The organism is Gammaproteobacteria bacterium (genome assembly GCA_029882975.1).
In the GTDB taxonomy this organism is placed as follows: Bacteria; Pseudomonadota; Gammaproteobacteria; order SZUA-152; family SZUA-152; genus JAJDNG01.
Genome location: JAOUJW010000011.1, coordinates 13,699 through 28,601 on the forward strand (window position 1 = coordinate 13,699; position 14,903 = coordinate 28,601).

Genomic DNA, 14,903 nt, shown 5'->3' on the forward strand with positions numbered 1-14,903 from the left:
ACTTGTCCAATGAATTTGGCTTATCCAGGACTTTTTTGGTTTTTTGGCGTAAAAAACAACCTGTCTCATACGGTTATAACCCCTTTGAAATCAGAAAAGGTTATATTCATATCGCCATTCATTATGTTAGGACGGTCTTTTCCTGTTTACCGCAGTTCCATAATCACAAACCCTAACACAGCTAAAACTACTGTTGCCCAACCAATGCGATCAACATGACGATTTAACACTTCCTGCATTTTACTGCCACCCCATACCATGAGTCCGGCAACCAGAAAAAACCGAGCCCCCCTTCCTAAAATGGAAGCTAACAGGAAGGGCACAAAAGCCATAGCCACTACACCGGAGGCTATGGTAAACACTTTGTAGGGAATGGGTGAAAACCCTGCTATGAAAATTACCCAGACTCCATAGTCTGTAAACCAATTCACCGCCAATTGATATTTTTCCATGTAGCCCCAAGTGATTATTACCGGCTCAATCACATCAAATGCAAATGCACCAATGAGATAACCTAATACGCCACCAAGCACGGATGTTACTGTAGTCAATGATGCGAAGTACCAGGCGCGCCGTGTGTTGGCTAAAGCCATCGGTGCCAACATCACATCAGGAGGAATGGGGAAAAAAGATGATTCAGCAAAACTCAACACTGCCAAATACCATTGAGCATGACGGTGCGCAGCCCACCGCATGGCTCTTTCATACAAGGGTGAAAACAATTTCATTGAATTCCTTCCAACATGGGAACAAAACTGACTTTTTCCAACAAGCGGGTTTCAAAACCCGAGTTGCTCCGTGTAACCAACAACAGTTCCTGACTTCCCGCTGTTCCCACCGGTGCAATTAAACGCCCCCCGTCCACTAATTGTTCCAACAATGCCTGGGGAATGTCTGCCGGCGCGGCAGTTGCAATGATGGCATCAAAAGGGGCATGTTCATCCCAGCCCCAGCTACCGTCAGAATAGTCGCTTTTTATGTTATACAGCCGTAATTCGGAAAACCGCTGTCTGGCCGCGTTGAGCAATGGTCGAATCCGTTCTACCGTAAACACCTGGCTGACCAACTTGGCCAATACAGCAGCTTGATATCCGGATCCCGTACCCACTTCCAACACTTTGTTGACAGGCCCAGACTCCAATAGTTCTTGGGTCATTTTTGCAACCACATAAGGCTGGGAAATAGTTTGACTGTATCCGATTGGCAATGCAGTATCTTCGTAAGAGCGGCTGGCCAAAGCCTCATCTACAAAAATATGCCGTGGTAATGTACGAATCACATCAAGCACCTCCGGGTGGCTGATACCTTGTTGATGCAGACGTTTTACCAAGCGTTCGCGCGTGCGCTGCGATGTCATACCAATTCCGCGGTGACGTGTATTCGTACTCATAATGTCAGTTTGTTCTCCTCCAACCAGCGCGACACGGTTTCAATGGTATCGTATTGGGTCAGGTCCACTTTGATCGGGGTTACCGAAGCGATATGATGATTCACTGCATAAAAATCCGTTCCCGGACCGGCGTCTTCCTCCGCGCCCACGGGCCCGACCCAATATACGGGGCGGCCTCTGGGGTCCAGTTGTTTTATGACCGGTTCAGACTTGTGGCGTCGCCCCAGACGCGTGGCTTCAATTCCTTTAAGTTTTTCCCAGGGAATATCAGGTACATTGATATTGAGAATGGTATCTGCCGCCAGTTTCTGTCGGTTTAGGCTTTTCAGTAAATGCAATACGACCTTCGCCGCCGTATCGAAATGTTGAAATTTTTCCCCGCTTAGGGATACAGCCAATGCTGGTAAACCCAGAAATCGACCTTCCATGGCCGCGGCAACGGTACCGGAATAAAGTACATCATCCCCCATATTGGCACCGGCATTAATACCCGAAATCACCATATCCGGTTCGTGTTCTAACAAACCGGTAATAGCCAAATGCACACAGTCTGTAGGGGTTCCGTCCACAGCCACGATATTATCCGTTATGGTGGTAGCACGTATGGGACTATCAAGGCTAAGAGAGTTACTGGCTCCGCTGCGATTGCGGTCGGGTGCGACGACTGTGATTTGAGCCACCGACTGCAACGCTTGCGCCAGACATTGGATTCCGGGGGCCTGGTAACCGTCATCATTGCTAATTAATATTCGCATGGGTACCGATTAAGCATATAAGCCGGTTAAACTGTCCCGTTTCAAATGTCGCAGTTTAAAGTTAAGAGACTGAACTGACAAGTTATTGCACGACGTTGTTTATCTTAGGAAATAATTCCGATTATTGCAGTACAATTTGGTAAAAATTTTGATAATGAGCTATTTATGAGTAAAAAACCCAGTCAAAATTCATCGAAAACGGACACTACCGACCAAAACAAGGATGAACAAGAATTGTTTCAGCAAGCCATGGAGGGCGTAAAACCCCTGGTTCATGACAAAGTTGCACCGTATCGCGGCAAAATCCGACCAAAAAGTCCACTGCAGGCCACGGCCGCCGCAATATCAACGGGTTTTACCCATGCAGAATACGCTCCACCGACCCGGCCTGATGAAATCATTCACTACGCTGACAGCAGCGTACAACCGAGGAAGCTGAAACAACTCAAGCAGGGACAGCTACAGTGCGAAGCAATTTTGGATTTACACGGCACCAACATCGATGCCGCCGCACATCAATTAACCGAGTTCCTGATCCATTGCAGTGAACAGGGTTACCGTTGCGTGACAGTGATCCATGGCCGTGGTCACCGCTCCGAAAATAATCAACCGGTTCTAAAACAGCAGGTTAACCACTGGCTTCGCTCCGATCAACGCATTCTGGCCTTCCATTCCGCCATGCCTAAAGACGGAGATACGGGGGCACTGTATGTGTTATTGCGCAAGAGCGGTTGATTCTTTCTCACCGGCTTACGTAAGCTAACCCGCCCTACAAAAATTCCAGCGGCATGCAAACTCAGCGATGGTGATTCGACGCACGACTCCAGGGATGGAGGTAGGGCGCAGCAATCTACAATACTACGACACTAACTCTCTCAATACTGTGGTGGCGTAAGCACCGGAGGGTAGACTGAAAGCCAGTTGCAGAACATCATCCTGAAGGCTCAGCTCAATATCGGGCACCACCAGGCGTAAGGCGCGCCGCTGCTGGCTTAAGCCACTGGCTTGTAACTGGGAACAAAGCTCCTGATACGGCTCTAATATGGCTTGTTCCAATTCCGCTGCCTGCCCGCTCGCCAAACCACTCTTACCGCAAGTCCCCGGCAAGGGGCCACTGGGATGGATATCAAACTCCGTGAGGCGACGCTCAATTTCTGTGTCGATATGCTCGGCAATAAAACTGGAACGACTGCCATCCAAGGACATGGCGTCGCCCGGCAAGGCTTGATTCCAACACCGTTGCTCCACACGATGAGATAATACCCGGTTGAACAAAAAAGAACGGATGGCGGAATAGTACAGCCCGCGTAAATGGCGACTTTTGACTTTTCTTCCCTGCAACATCTCCCTGGCCCGAAACAGGTTCTGCCCATTGTGACCGAAACGTTGCTCACCAAAATAATTGGGTACACCACGCTCGCGGATAGTGTTGACACGCTCGCAAATCCATTCCCGATCGCCCTGAAGTTCATTAACGCGAATTTCAAACCGGTTTTGCGCAATAGCGCCGGTTTTCAGTTTGCGCTGGTTGCGCAACATTTGCTGCACTTGCAACTGGTCCGTATCAATTTGTGCTGCTGCCGGTACATCTCTACCTGCCAGCTTGACACTGAACCACTGTGTAGTGACGGCATGTTTGTCTTTTAGACCCGCATAGCCTATGTCCACTTTGCTGACTTTTAACTGATTGGCCAAGTGGGATACCACCTCCTCGGTATTCAACCCGGTTTTTTCGATTTGGAAAAACCAATGTTCACCGTCACCACTGGGAGTAAAAGAGAGTTGTTCCCACACTTTAAAATCCGTGGGACTGCATCGTAAGCGACCTTTCGCTTGAGGCGCACCAAAGGCAAAGGCCAATTCTTGGAGGTGATGTTGGAATTGCTCCAGGAGCGGATCAGACATCCGTTTTTACCAGCAACACCACGGCATGTGCCGCTATTCCTTCGGCACGACCGGTGTAGCCCATGCCCTCGGTAGTGGTTGCCTTCACATTGACACAATCCGGCTTTATGCCCAAATCGGTAGCGATATTGTTGCACATAGCGGGTACGTGTTGCGCCAGGCGAGGTTGTTGCGCCACCAGTGTCATATCACAGTTGGCCACGCCCCAATGTCGTGAACTCAGTTCCTGCATGACGTGACGCAACAGAATACGACTGTCGATATTCTCGTACTCGGCGCTGGTATCGGGGAAATGGCGACCTATATCACCCAAACCGGCTGCTCCTAATAGAGCATCACACAGAGCGTGCAGCAATACATCACCATCGGAATGGGCCTGCAGACCTTTGTCGTGAGCGATGCTGACACCACCCAAAATAACCTTGTCCCCGTCGCCAAAACGGTGTGCATCAAAACCGTGTCCTATTCGCATGGGTATTCCTGTCGTTGCAAATTTCTGTAGTTTCTAAGAATCGTTACGCCGATGTATATAAAATTCCGCCAGGGCTAAATCCTCAGCGCGAGTGATTTTGATATTGTCGGTGCGTCCTGGAACCAGTCGCGGTTGATGACCCGCGAATTCCATGGCGGACGCTTCATCAGTCACTAAGTAGCCTTGCTGCAAGGCTTGGTGTAGCGCATCGGTCAAGGCACGCAAAGGAAACATTTGCGGGGTTTGTGCCTGCCACAAATCGCTGCGTTCCACCGTGGTTTCTACTCTGCTGTGCCCCTCTGTACCGGTTTTATCCGCATTGCATACCACAGCCCGTTTGATAGTGTCGCTGACGGGGACCGCCAACAGGCCGCCCACCGGGTCGTTTTGCAAAGTTTGAATCAGGGTTTGAATGTCTTCAGCGCGCACACAAGGTCGAGCAGCGTCATGCACCAAGACCCAGTCCGTAGCTTCTGCGCCCAAGCTGCCCAGCGCCTCCAATGCATTCAATACCGAGTGGCAGCGCTCCTGCCCACCCTCTGTTCGGTGCACGGTTTTCCCCGGGAGTGCCAATGCCAATTCTGACCAATAGGAATCGTCCTGAGACACGGCAACGACCGCTGTATTCAGTTCCGGATGTTGTAATAGAGCTTCAACGGAGTGCTGCATCACGGTTTTACCCGCGAGAGGCAAATACTGTTTGGGTACTTGGGATCCCATGCGTTTACCCGCACCAGCCGCAGGTATCACCCCCCAGAAACGCCGGCCTTGCCTGCTCTCCATAAAACCGACGGACCTCTTATTTACGTCCAGGAACAGGTGTGGTGGAAGAACCCCGTTCAATCACTTGAAAAAAAGTTTCGTCCTTTTTAATCATACCCAACTCACTGCGGGCACGCTCTTCCACGGCTTCCAAGCCCTTTTTCAAATCCTGTACTTCAGCTTCCAAAGCCGCATTGCGTCTGCGCAATTCCTGATTCTCCACTTTTTGCGCCTCTATGGCGTCACGCAATAGCCACACTTCCCGCAGGTTGCCATCCCCAAACCATAACTTGAATTGCAAAACGGCCAGTAGCAATACCAGTATGGTGATGAGTGCTTTCATTTAGGGAACCTCTGATCCACTCCATGAATGGCATAATATAAGGGCAAAATCGTCAATTGCTTCTGAAAAATTTGGAAATATTCCCGATATTCCCTGAATTTTTCGCGCACTTAACCATTATTCCCTCATCTCTGCTCATCCAGGAATGAACAGGCATGGCAACCGCCGGGACGTCATGCCCCGGCACGGACTAGCTCAATTGTTTGAATACAGCCTTACCGGGATAAACGGCTTTGGCACCCAGTTCTTCCTCAATTCGAATCAACTGATTGTATTTGGCAATACGATCGGAACGAGACAAGGAACCGGTCTTAATCTGACCGGCGTTGGTAGCCACAGCCAGATCCGCAATGGTTGCATCCTCTGTTTCACCGGACCGGTGTGAAATCACAGCCGTGTAGCCGGAGGATTTAGCCAATTCTATGGCCGCCAAGGTCTCTGTCAAAGTACCGATTTGGTTTACCTTAATGAGAATGGAATTGGCGATACCTTTGCTTATGCCTTCCTGCAAAATCTTAGTATTGGTAACAAACAAGTCATCACCTACCAATTGAATTCTGCCGCCCAGACGTTGAGTCAACCCACCCCATCCGTCCCAGTCATTTTCATCCAGGCCGTCTTCAATACTCAAAATAGGAAACTTATTGACCCAGGCTTCCAGCACATCCACCATTTGTTCTGAACTCAGGCTTTTACCTTCCGAAGCCAACTCGTATTTGCCCGCTTTATAAAATTCAGAAGACGCCGCATCAATACCGATATAAATGTCTTTACCGGCTTTGTAGCCGGCTTTTTCCACCGCTTCCAGAATGATTTCAATCGCCGCTTCGTTGGAAGGTAAATCCGGTGCAAAACCTCCCTCGTCTCCAACCGCGGTGTTCAACCCCCGGCTGTTTAATACTTTTTTCAGAGCATGAAATACTTCCGCACCGTAACGCACGGCTTCACTAAGACTGGGAGCCCCCACAGGCATAATCATAAATTCCTGTAAGTCCACGCTGTTATCGGCGTGAGAACCGCCATTGATGATATTCATCATGGGGACCGGCATTTGATATTCATCACCGGGATTCAAGTAGCGATACAAGGGCAGATTAACAGCGGCGGCGGCCGCTTTGGCACTTGCCATGGAAACAGCCAACAAGGCATTGGCCCCCAAACGGGCTTTGTTGTCCGTACCGTCCAGGGCAATCATTTTCTCATCCAACTGTGCTTGCTGAGTGGCATCCATACCCACCAAGGCATCACGAATTTCACCATTCACATTGGCTACCGCCGTACGAACCCCTTTGCCCAGATAACGACTGCTATCATTATCCCTCAGTTCGATCGCTTCGCGAGATCCGGTAGACGCACCGGAAGGTACCGCCGCACGTCCCATGACGCCGGAAGCCAGAATCACATCCGCTTCCACCGTGGGATTGCCTCGGGAATCAATAATCTCTCGGGCACGAATTTCGGAAATATTTGTCTTATTACTCACTCTTTACTCCATTATTTTCATTTGCTGCTGTTTATTGCTTATTGCACTTTCATTTGCTGTATTCCAGCCGGGAACTGCCTCAATCCAGGGCCAAGGCAGACGCTTTGACGGCAGTATCAATTTCTTTTAGAGAAACCAGTAAGGCTTCCATTTTGTCCAGTGGCCAGGAATTGGGCCCGTCACTCAAGGCTTGATCCGGGTTGGGATGGGTTTCCATAAACAAACCGGAAATACCGGCCGCCACCGCCGCACGAGCCAGGACCGGCACAAACTGGCGCTGCCCACCGGAACGGGTTCCCTGCCCTCCCGGCTGCTGTACCGAATGAGTCGCATCAAAAACCACCGGACAGCCGGTTTGGCGCATAATCACCAAACCACGCATATCGGATATGAGGGTATTGTAGCCAAAAGAAACCCCCCGTTCACACACCATTACCTGCTCGTTACCCACTTCCCTGACTTTGTCCACCACATTCTGCATATCCCAGGGCGCCATGAATTGACCTTTTTTAATATTCACCGGTACACCCTGTTGGGCCACTGCCTGGATGAAATTGGTCTGGCGACACAAAAAGGCCGGGGTCTGCATCACGTCCACCACTTGAGCCACTTCGTTCAGAGGCGTGTCTTCATGCACATCCGTCAACACCGGAACACCAATCTGCTGTCGCACCTTTTCCAGGATTCTAAGCCCTTGTTCCATGCCCGGACCACGGTAACTCTTGCTGGACGAACGATTGGCCTTATCAAATGAGGACTTGTAAATCAGGGGAATTTGCAGCTTAGCGCAGAGTTCTTGCAAATAGCCCGCCGTATCCAAAGCCAGCTGCTCGCTCTCGATAACGCAGGTACCGGCAATAAGGAAAAAAGGCTGATCCACACCCACTTTAAAATCGCATAATTTCATCGCACGCTTTGCCTCTGTATTTACGCTGGTCTAAGCCGTCTTTTCTAAATTTCGGGTCTGTCGAAACTGCCGTGCCGCATCCACAAAGGAACTAAACAGGGGATGGCCATCGCGCGGTGTGGAGGTAAACTCGGGATGGAACTGACAGGCAATAAACCAAGGATGAGACGGAATTTCCACCACCTCCACCAGGTTGTTATCCGATGACTTTCCGGTAATGGCCAAACCGGCCTCCTCTAATATCTTGAGGTAGCGATTATTGAATTCATAGCGATGCCGGTGCCGCTCCACAATGACGTCCTTACCGTACAATTCGCGAATCCGGGAATCTTGCATCAACTGACAGGCCTGACCGCCCAGGCGCATGGTACCGCCCAAATCCGACGATTCGGTGCGTCTTTCGATTTTGCCGGTCTCAGTGGTCCATTCCGTAATCAAAGCGATTACCGGATGCTCGGATTCGGGGTCAAATTCAGTGCTGTGAGCTCCGTCCAGTTTCGCCACGTTGCGAGCATACTCAATAACTGCGACCTGCATACCCAAACATATACCCAGATAGGGAATATTATGAGTACGAGCATAGTGAACCGCCTCAATTTTACCTTCCACACCGCGATCACCAAAACCACCGGGAACCAATATGGCCTGAGTCCCTTCCAGGCAGCGGGTGCCTTCTTTTTCAATCTGCTCGGAATCAATATACTTGATATTCACTTTGGTACGGGTGTGAATTCCCGCATGGACCAAGGCCTCGGATAAGGATTTATACGCTTCCGTCAAGTCCATGTATTTACCCACCATGTGGATGTCCACCTCGCCGGTGGGATTGTCCAGCGCATCCACTACCGCCTGCCATTGCGATAAGTCCGGCTTTGGAATGTGTTCCAGCTTGAGCTTTTCTACCACAATATCATCCAGATCCTGCTCTTCCAGCATCATGGGAATTTTGTAAATACTGTCCACATCAATAGCGGAAACCACAGCCCGCTCTTCCACATTGGTGAACAAGGCGATTTTACGACGCTCGTCCGCCGGTACGGGACGATCGGCGCGACAAATCAACACATCCGGCTGGATGCCGATACTGCGCAATTCCTTAACACTGTGCTGCGTGGGCTTGGTTTTAAGCTCCCCTGCGGTGGGTATATAGGGCAATAAGGTCAGGTGTATGAACAAGGTGCGATCGTGCCCCAGCTCCACACCCATTTGCCGTATGGCCTCAAGAAAGGGCAAAGACTCAATATCCCCGACCGTACCGCCAATTTCCACCATGGAAACATCCGCATCTCCGGCGCTTTCCATAACCCGGCGCTTGATCTCATCGGTAATGTGCGGAATGACCTGAACCGTGCCGCCGAGATAATCCCCCTGACGTTCCTTACGGATCACATCGGAATAAATACGACCAGTGGTGTAATTATTCCGTTGGGTCATAGTGGTTCGCACAAAGCGTTCGTAATGCCCCAAATCCAAGTCGGTTTCGGCGCCATCATTGGTCACAAACACTTCGCCGTGCTGAAAAGGACTCATGGTACCGGGGTCCACATTAATGTAAGGATCCAGTTTCATCATGGTTACTTTTAAACCACGCGCTTCCAACACCGCAGCCAAAGACGCCGATGCAATGCCTTTACCCAGGGAAGACACCACACCGCCCGTAATAAAAATAAATTTTGTCATATCAACCTGTTAACCCTCAACACCCAGTGTTGAAGGGGATGAATTTTGGGGAAAATTTCTAAATTTTGAAGGGACTACAAGTTACCAGAAATCGGGGGTTGGCTCAATGGCCACAGCTCACAGTTTGCTCTATAGGGACAAATTTCCAGCGACTATTCTAACCGGATTTTCTTCATTAATTGTTCCTGATCACGTAATGGCAAGCGGGAACCGTCCGGGTTTTCCTGCCACACCTCTTCCTTAAAAAAATTGACCACGATGGGCTTACTAGCAACTTGTTTGCGCAGTTTTTTTACAATCTCCTGTATTTTCTCTTGCTCTTTAGGCGCCGCGACTCCATAGACCCGAATCTCCAAGTAACGCCGATGGGCTATACCATCCACAGCCGGTCTAGCCTGATATTTGGCCTGCACGGGAAAATCGTAGCGCGATATTAACGCTGACACCACCTGCTGGGTTTCATCCGCATCCTGGTCACTGACGAATTTAAGATTGGAAAAAATCAGCAATCCCAGCAATACTACAGCAAAAGTGACAGCCACCACTTCGGAGAACTCCGGTTTAACACCGGAACGAAAGCGCCTTACCGCCCAGGTTAAAATTAGGGCCGGACCCAACACATACACCACAATAACTAGAACGATTTGAACCATTTTGACCTGTTTTTGGAACTATTGTTGTGAATAAACCGAGGCAGCAAAAATCTATTACTGTCTAAAAACAATCCGAGCTTCCACTTTGGCGAACAAACCGCTTAAAATATTTTCACTTAACCACCACCCCACCAATACACCGATGGTGTTCGCCGCCATGTCGGCGATCTCGAAAAAACGGCGTCCACTCATACCTTGCAGAATCTCCAAACCGATTCCCATGGAAACAAACAGCAGGGCCAATATCAATAGAGACACGCGTTTGAAATACAATTGCCCAAACCAAGCCATGAGGGTCAAGTAAGCCAGGAAATGACCCACTTTGTCCCCGAATTGGAAATGGATAATCTTGGGTGGGTTGGAGCTGAGACTAAGAAAAATAATCGTCGCTACCAAGGCGATACCCAAACCCAGCCAAATTTTTCGTAATCGCAATTCCACTTTATATATAATCGTTTAATAGGCGTTTTTGTGAATAAAGCCGGTATAAAGGGTCATCAAAATAATCTTCAAATCCAACCACAAGGACCAGTTTTCCACGTAATAAAGATCATATTCCACGCGCCGTTTCATCTTGTCCAAGGTATCGGTTTCACCTCGCAGACCGTTGACCTGCGCCCAGCCGGTAATACCGGGTTTTACTTTGTGGCGTAACATATAGGCATCAATCTGATCTTTATAAAACTCGTTGTGGGCCAAAGCATGAGGCCTGGGTCCTACTATAGACATTCGCCCCTGCAAAACGTTCATAAATTGCGGTAATTCATCCAAACTGGTTCGGCGTAAAAAAGCCCCAAAGGGTGTAATACGAGTGTCGCCTTTGGTCGCCTGAGTAACCTCTCCATCGGCTTCCTCATGTACTGTCATGGTCCGAAATTTATAAATTTTTACCGGACGCCCGTCCCAACCATGGCGCATTTGCTTGAAAAACACTGGCCCCGACGAAGTCAGTTTCACACCCAAAGCGACGATTGCCAACAAAGGACTCACCAACAATAAAATCAGTAATGCCAGTAATCTGTCTTCCAACTCCTTAATAAAGCGGTTCATCCCCACCATGGGCGAGGCACTTAAATCAATGACCGGCAAACCGGCCACTTCGGTAATCGAGTGGTTTAACAAGCGAAACCCAAATATACCAGGCACGAAGCGGATATTGACTGTGCTGTGGCGTAAAGCACTTAATATTTCGACCATTCGTTCTTCTTCGCGTAAAGGCAATGCTAACCAGACTTCGTTGACTTTTTTTTCTTCTATCAATTTAAACAAATTAGCGGAACTAGGTACTACAGGTATACTATCTATGGCCGACAGCCCATACTCTGAATTTTCGGGACCTACAAATGCCACAATATCCAAACCTGTCCATGCAGCATTGCGAATTTTTTCCGCTACATTTAACCCTAACTCCCCTATACCCACAATCACTATGCGTTTATGGTTCCAACCGCGTTTTCGCATTGCTTTTAATAATTCGTAAAAACCGATTCTAAACACCACCAAGCATACACCGCCGCTGAAAGCCCACATAATCATCCATTGGCGAGAAAATATTATGCTTGTCTTAGTAAACACAGATATTACGACCAAGAGAGTAAGCACTACTATCCAAGCTAACATTACCACTCGAACCTGGTAAACCCAGTTTTTGCCACGCCAGGAAGTATATATACCGGATGCGGAAAACACGATAAAGGTCAACATTGCGGCGATCAAAAGCGCTGCTTGATAACTAATTGAAAAATCTAAATTTCCGAAGCGCCAATAGTGAGCTACGCACGCGCTTAGCAAAACGCATATTACATCCAACATTTTGGAGATAAACGACAATGTGCTCGCGTACTCTTGTAATACTCCCCTAGGAATCATTTTTGTTTACCAAGTAGCTCTTGTAAAATATCGAATCACTCATTTATCAGCAGTTAATTACTCTTTGTAGCCCTTCTTCCAAACTTACCTTTGGAGACCAACCTGGTAGAATCAAACCTCTATCCCACGGACGCATAACCTCTCGATTCCTGTACTGATTCGCACCCCACTGAACTGATAAGCTTTTTTGAGATACTTTCTCTATAGTTTTCACAAGTTCTTTTATGGAAATCGTACTTTCCGCACTAACCATATACTCTTCCATATCATTCTGGCTCTCACTGAGTAATCTACTCACCCCCATCTCCAAACAATTTAATACATCATCAATAAACACCAGATTAATGTGTTGTTCTCCAGGTGACAATTTAATTTCCGTATCCAACCCCAAGTTTTTTATTAAAAGCGGAATTAATTTTTTTCTAGAATCATTTGGCCCGAACGTGTCAAACAGTTTTAAATCAATTATCTTAAAACCCCTAGCTTTATGGTAATACGCTGCAATATCCAAAAAGGCTTGTTTTGTCGCTGAATACAAATTTACCGGTTCGTACACATTATTGTTATAATGTTGCCAAGAAGTTCCAATATTAAGTAAATTTTTACATGAACTTCTATCCATAGCTTCCAGCAATTGAGAGCCAAACAGTACATTTGAATCAATTAGCGACTCAACATGCTCTAACTTATGCTCACTTACATAATGCGATGCCAAATGCACAACCAAATCAGGTTTCAATTCACAAAATCTACTTGCCAAACTCGCTGCCGTTTCATTCTCATATAACGTTATAATATTCTGCTCTACTACCTTTCCCCCTAAACCTGTTAAATCAGAGCCTGCGCGAAGAGTCACACTTACCTCGTACCCCCTTTTTAATAAATAGCCCACTAAGCGACTACCTATATATCCAGTGGCGCCTGTAATTAATATTTTATTTTTCATTTCTAAGTAGCTTATATAAAAGGTGAATAGAAATCAGATAGTTTTTCAAAACTTCTATCTCTTTGCGAAATAAATTCAGGATTATGCATTTCGGGCCACCTAATTCCACAACTGTTCCACAAAATACCATTATCCCATTCCTGCCGGTATACCGTGCTTGTCTTATAAACCATAATTGACCTATCCTCTAACGCACAAAAACCATGCGCAATTCCCTTTGGTAAGATCAATGCACTGCAATTTATGTTATTAAGCTCAACTATACCGTGCTTAAGAAACGTTTCCGAACTCTTTCGTAGATCCAAAAAAACATCAAAAACCCTTCCTTTCGGACAATAAACAAATTTCTCATGATCATATGGCGGTAATTGAAAGTGCATCCCCCTAACAACTCCTTTTCGGGAAACTGAATAATATTCTTCTTTAAACTCCATAATGAAGCCCAATTCTTTGTAAGCTTCATCGTTATACACTTTTACGAACGACCCTCTTGCATCTGAAAATGGTTTCGTATGAACCAAGAAGCAACCTTTAATGTCAAGCTCTTCAAACCCCATTATTTATTTACCTGTATACTCTATACATCCAGATTCTTTCCACTAGTCACTTGTAGTTTTCCTAATGTCTCTATAACAATCTTTCTATTCGGGCTCTAATTTCCCTGGTAACAATCGTATTCTTTTAATCACACAACCCCCTACACTCGATAGAGTTAGACCATTTCACATTTAATGCATATTTGTATATATTACATCAATGACTGCTTATTAGCTTAGCAATAACCTTTTTGTAACATACCCGACAGAATAGTATTAACGGAATTCGGTATATATTCAACAGCACATAAATGATATCTTCTCGTAATATTTTGGGCTCAAGTTTATACTTCCCCCGCCAGTGCAAAAATATAAAATAAATACACCAAATCACCGATAACTGTGAACTAGTTTCAAATTTCTTAGCTAACTCAGTTTTTCCTAGGTATACCAATGTGTGGTTGGCAATTTTATATCTGTTCGCAAATATTCTTGGCGAGTACCTAAGGTTTCTATGGTCGTCATCAGACATGGCAACGATTTTTTTTCTTAGCACCAATTTGTGCGATTCCCCCAACACTATCAACATCATCAATGCTGCAAATAAATAATAGGAACCACTAAGACCAACTAAAAAGTCTCGATATTTTTCTATTTCAACCCTTTTGGCTATATATGCTGTTATCTTGGGAAACTTAATAATGTCACGTACTATCGCCTCTTCTTTTTCTTCAATTTTTATAAACCCATCGAAATCAAATACCAAATTAGATTCTCCGTAACCACCCTCCTTGAAATTAGAAATACAAACCCCTGGCCGATACTTTTGTATATCCAACACTATATCGTTCAATGTTTCTATAATTACATCATCATCACTGCAATACCAAACATATTCCCCCTTACTCTCCGTATAACAACTCAACATGTTTGCATCCAGGCCAATATTTTCTTTTTGTTCTACATAAGAAAAATAAAATCCTTTTCGTTCTAATGCCTCCTTATAATCATGTACCACATGATACGTATTATCCTCAGATGCATTGTTTGCCACCAATATTTCTATACCTAGCCCACCAACCTCTTTAGAAAGGTCCATTTCAAGGAATTGCTGGAACAACCTACCCAATTTGTCTTCCCTATTGAATGTTGGAACAGCAATGGTTAAAAACGGTATCATATCATCCACTTAATTGTAATTA

17 protein-coding genes are annotated in these 14,903 nt (G+C 46.7%); 1 reads left to right on the forward strand and 16 read right to left on the reverse strand.

Features of this window, described 5'->3' with window-relative positions; all coding sequences use genetic code 11:
- Positions 1-146: 146 nt before the first annotated feature.
- Genes OEY58_09785 through surE form a run of 3 tightly spaced genes read right to left on the reverse strand, consistent with a single transcriptional unit; the run spans position 147 to position 2,145 of the window.
- A complete protein-coding gene (locus OEY58_09785; GenBank protein ID MDH5325739.1) occupies positions 147-728 on the reverse strand; it encodes a DedA family protein in 582 nt (193 codons plus the stop codon).
- Positions 725-1,390 (reverse strand): protein-L-isoaspartate(D-aspartate) O-methyltransferase, encoded by a 666-nt coding sequence (locus OEY58_09790; GenBank protein ID MDH5325740.1) that lies wholly within the window; start codon positions 1,388-1,390, stop codon positions 725-727. Before OEY58_09790 ends, OEY58_09785 begins: the two co-directional genes overlap by 4 nt.
- On the reverse strand, positions 1,387-2,145 hold the full coding sequence (gene surE / locus OEY58_09795) for a 5'/3'-nucleotidase SurE (GenBank protein MDH5325741.1): 759 nt from the start codon (positions 2,143-2,145) through the stop codon (positions 1,387-1,389). The genes OEY58_09790 and surE overlap by 4 nt, the downstream gene beginning before the upstream one ends.
- 165 nt (positions 2,146-2,310) lie before the next feature.
- Between surE and OEY58_09800 the strand changes: the two genes are divergently transcribed.
- Positions 2,311-2,880, forward strand: coding sequence for a Smr/MutS family endonuclease (locus OEY58_09800; protein ID MDH5325742.1), 570 nt, complete (start codon positions 2,311-2,313; stop codon positions 2,878-2,880).
- A 123-nt stretch (positions 2,881-3,003) separates the two neighbouring features.
- Here the strand turns inward: OEY58_09800 and truD are convergent, their stop codons facing one another.
- The 13 genes from truD to OEY58_09865 form a co-directional block, all read right to left on the reverse strand.
- On the reverse strand, positions 3,004-4,050 hold the full coding sequence (truD, locus tag OEY58_09805; GenBank protein MDH5325743.1) for a tRNA pseudouridine(13) synthase TruD: 1,047 nt from the start codon (positions 4,048-4,050) through the stop codon (positions 3,004-3,006).
- A complete protein-coding gene (ispF, locus tag OEY58_09810) occupies positions 4,043-4,522 on the reverse strand; it encodes a 2-C-methyl-D-erythritol 2,4-cyclodiphosphate synthase (protein ID MDH5325744.1) in 480 nt (159 codons plus the stop codon). Before ispF ends, truD begins: the two co-directional genes overlap by 8 nt.
- A gap of 33 nt (positions 4,523-4,555) precedes the next feature.
- Entirely contained in the window at positions 4,556-5,305 is a 750-nt protein-coding gene (ispD, locus tag OEY58_09815) for a 2-C-methyl-D-erythritol 4-phosphate cytidylyltransferase (protein MDH5325745.1), read from the reverse strand.
- 16 nt (positions 5,306-5,321) lie between these two features.
- Positions 5,322-5,627 (reverse strand): cell division protein FtsB, encoded by a 306-nt coding sequence (ftsB, locus tag OEY58_09820; GenBank protein MDH5325746.1) that lies wholly within the window; start codon positions 5,625-5,627, stop codon positions 5,322-5,324.
- A gap of 190 nt (positions 5,628-5,817) precedes the next feature.
- Positions 5,818-7,110 (reverse strand): phosphopyruvate hydratase, encoded by a 1,293-nt coding sequence (eno, locus tag OEY58_09825; GenBank protein MDH5325747.1) that lies wholly within the window; start codon positions 7,108-7,110, stop codon positions 5,818-5,820.
- 79 nt (positions 7,111-7,189) lie between these two features.
- Positions 7,190-8,017, reverse strand: coding sequence for a 3-deoxy-8-phosphooctulonate synthase (gene kdsA, locus OEY58_09830; protein MDH5325748.1), 828 nt, complete (start codon positions 8,015-8,017; stop codon positions 7,190-7,192).
- Between the two features lie 30 nt (positions 8,018-8,047).
- Positions 8,048-9,697 (reverse strand): CTP synthase, encoded by a 1,650-nt coding sequence (locus OEY58_09835; protein ID MDH5325749.1) that lies wholly within the window; start codon positions 9,695-9,697, stop codon positions 8,048-8,050.
- Between the two features lie 152 nt (positions 9,698-9,849).
- The gene (locus OEY58_09840; GenBank protein ID MDH5325750.1) at positions 9,850-10,350 is read right to left on the reverse strand and encodes a hypothetical protein; all 501 of its coding nucleotides are present in this window, start codon (positions 10,348-10,350) and stop codon (positions 9,850-9,852) included.
- A gap of 54 nt (positions 10,351-10,404) precedes the next feature.
- The gene (locus OEY58_09845; GenBank protein MDH5325751.1) at positions 10,405-10,791 is read right to left on the reverse strand and encodes a VanZ family protein; all 387 of its coding nucleotides are present in this window, start codon (positions 10,789-10,791) and stop codon (positions 10,405-10,407) included.
- A gap of 15 nt (positions 10,792-10,806) precedes the next feature.
- Complete coding sequence (locus OEY58_09850; protein MDH5325752.1) at positions 10,807-12,162, reverse strand: undecaprenyl-phosphate glucose phosphotransferase; 1,356 nt, start codon at positions 12,160-12,162, stop codon at positions 10,807-10,809.
- A gap of 103 nt (positions 12,163-12,265) precedes the next feature.
- The gene (locus tag OEY58_09855; GenBank protein ID MDH5325753.1) at positions 12,266-13,165 is read right to left on the reverse strand and encodes an NAD(P)-dependent oxidoreductase; all 900 of its coding nucleotides are present in this window, start codon (positions 13,163-13,165) and stop codon (positions 12,266-12,268) included.
- An 11-nt stretch (positions 13,166-13,176) separates the two neighbouring features.
- The gene (rfbC, locus tag OEY58_09860; GenBank protein ID MDH5325754.1) at positions 13,177-13,722 is read right to left on the reverse strand and encodes a dTDP-4-dehydrorhamnose 3,5-epimerase; all 546 of its coding nucleotides are present in this window, start codon (positions 13,720-13,722) and stop codon (positions 13,177-13,179) included.
- Positions 13,723-13,918: 196 nt separating this feature from the next.
- Entirely contained in the window at positions 13,919-14,881 is a 963-nt protein-coding gene (locus tag OEY58_09865; protein ID MDH5325755.1) for a glycosyltransferase family 2 protein, read from the reverse strand.
- Between the last annotated feature and the right edge of the window lie 22 nt (positions 14,882-14,903).

Excerpts from the sequence above, each read along its gene's own strand:
- OEY58_09800 (MDH5325742.1), top strand. The coding sequence starts at position 2,311 with ATGAGTAAAAAACCCAGTCAAAATTCATCGAAAACGGACACTACCGAC.
- surE (MDH5325741.1), bottom strand. The coding sequence starts at position 2,145 with ATGCGAATATTAATTAGCAATGATGACGGTTACCAGGCCCCCGGAATC.
- truD (MDH5325743.1), bottom strand. The coding sequence starts at position 4,050 with ATGTCTGATCCGCTCCTGGAGCAATTCCAACATCACCTCCAAGAATTG.
- kdsA (MDH5325748.1), bottom strand. The coding sequence starts at position 8,017 with ATGAAATTATGCGATTTTAAAGTGGGTGTGGATCAGCCTTTTTTCCTT.
- rfbC (MDH5325754.1), bottom strand. The coding sequence starts at position 13,722 with ATGGGGTTTGAAGAGCTTGACATTAAAGGTTGCTTCTTGGTTCATACG.
- OEY58_09855 (MDH5325753.1), bottom strand. The coding sequence starts at position 13,165 with ATGAAAAATAAAATATTAATTACAGGCGCCACTGGATATATAGGTAGT.
- OEY58_09865 (MDH5325755.1), bottom strand. The coding sequence starts at position 14,881 with ATGATACCGTTTTTAACCATTGCTGTTCCAACATTCAATAGGGAAGAC.
- OEY58_09835 (MDH5325749.1), bottom strand. The coding sequence starts at position 9,697 with ATGACAAAATTTATTTTTATTACGGGCGGTGTGGTGTCTTCCCTGGGT.
- ispD (MDH5325745.1), bottom strand. The coding sequence starts at position 5,305 with ATGGAGAGCAGGCAAGGCCGGCGTTTCTGGGGGGTGATACCTGCGGCT.
- OEY58_09840 (MDH5325750.1), bottom strand. The coding sequence starts at position 10,350 with ATGGTTCAAATCGTTCTAGTTATTGTGGTGTATGTGTTGGGTCCGGCC.
- ftsB (MDH5325746.1), bottom strand. The coding sequence starts at position 5,627 with ATGAAAGCACTCATCACCATACTGGTATTGCTACTGGCCGTTTTGCAA.
- OEY58_09790 (MDH5325740.1), bottom strand. The coding sequence starts at position 1,390 with ATGAGTACGAATACACGTCACCGCGGAATTGGTATGACATCGCAGCGC.
- ispF (MDH5325744.1), bottom strand. The coding sequence starts at position 4,522 with ATGCGAATAGGACACGGTTTTGATGCACACCGTTTTGGCGACGGGGAC.
- OEY58_09850 (MDH5325752.1), bottom strand. The coding sequence starts at position 12,162 with ATGTTGGATGTAATATGCGTTTTGCTAAGCGCGTGCGTAGCTCACTAT.
- OEY58_09785 (MDH5325739.1), bottom strand. The coding sequence starts at position 728 with ATGAAATTGTTTTCACCCTTGTATGAAAGAGCCATGCGGTGGGCTGCG.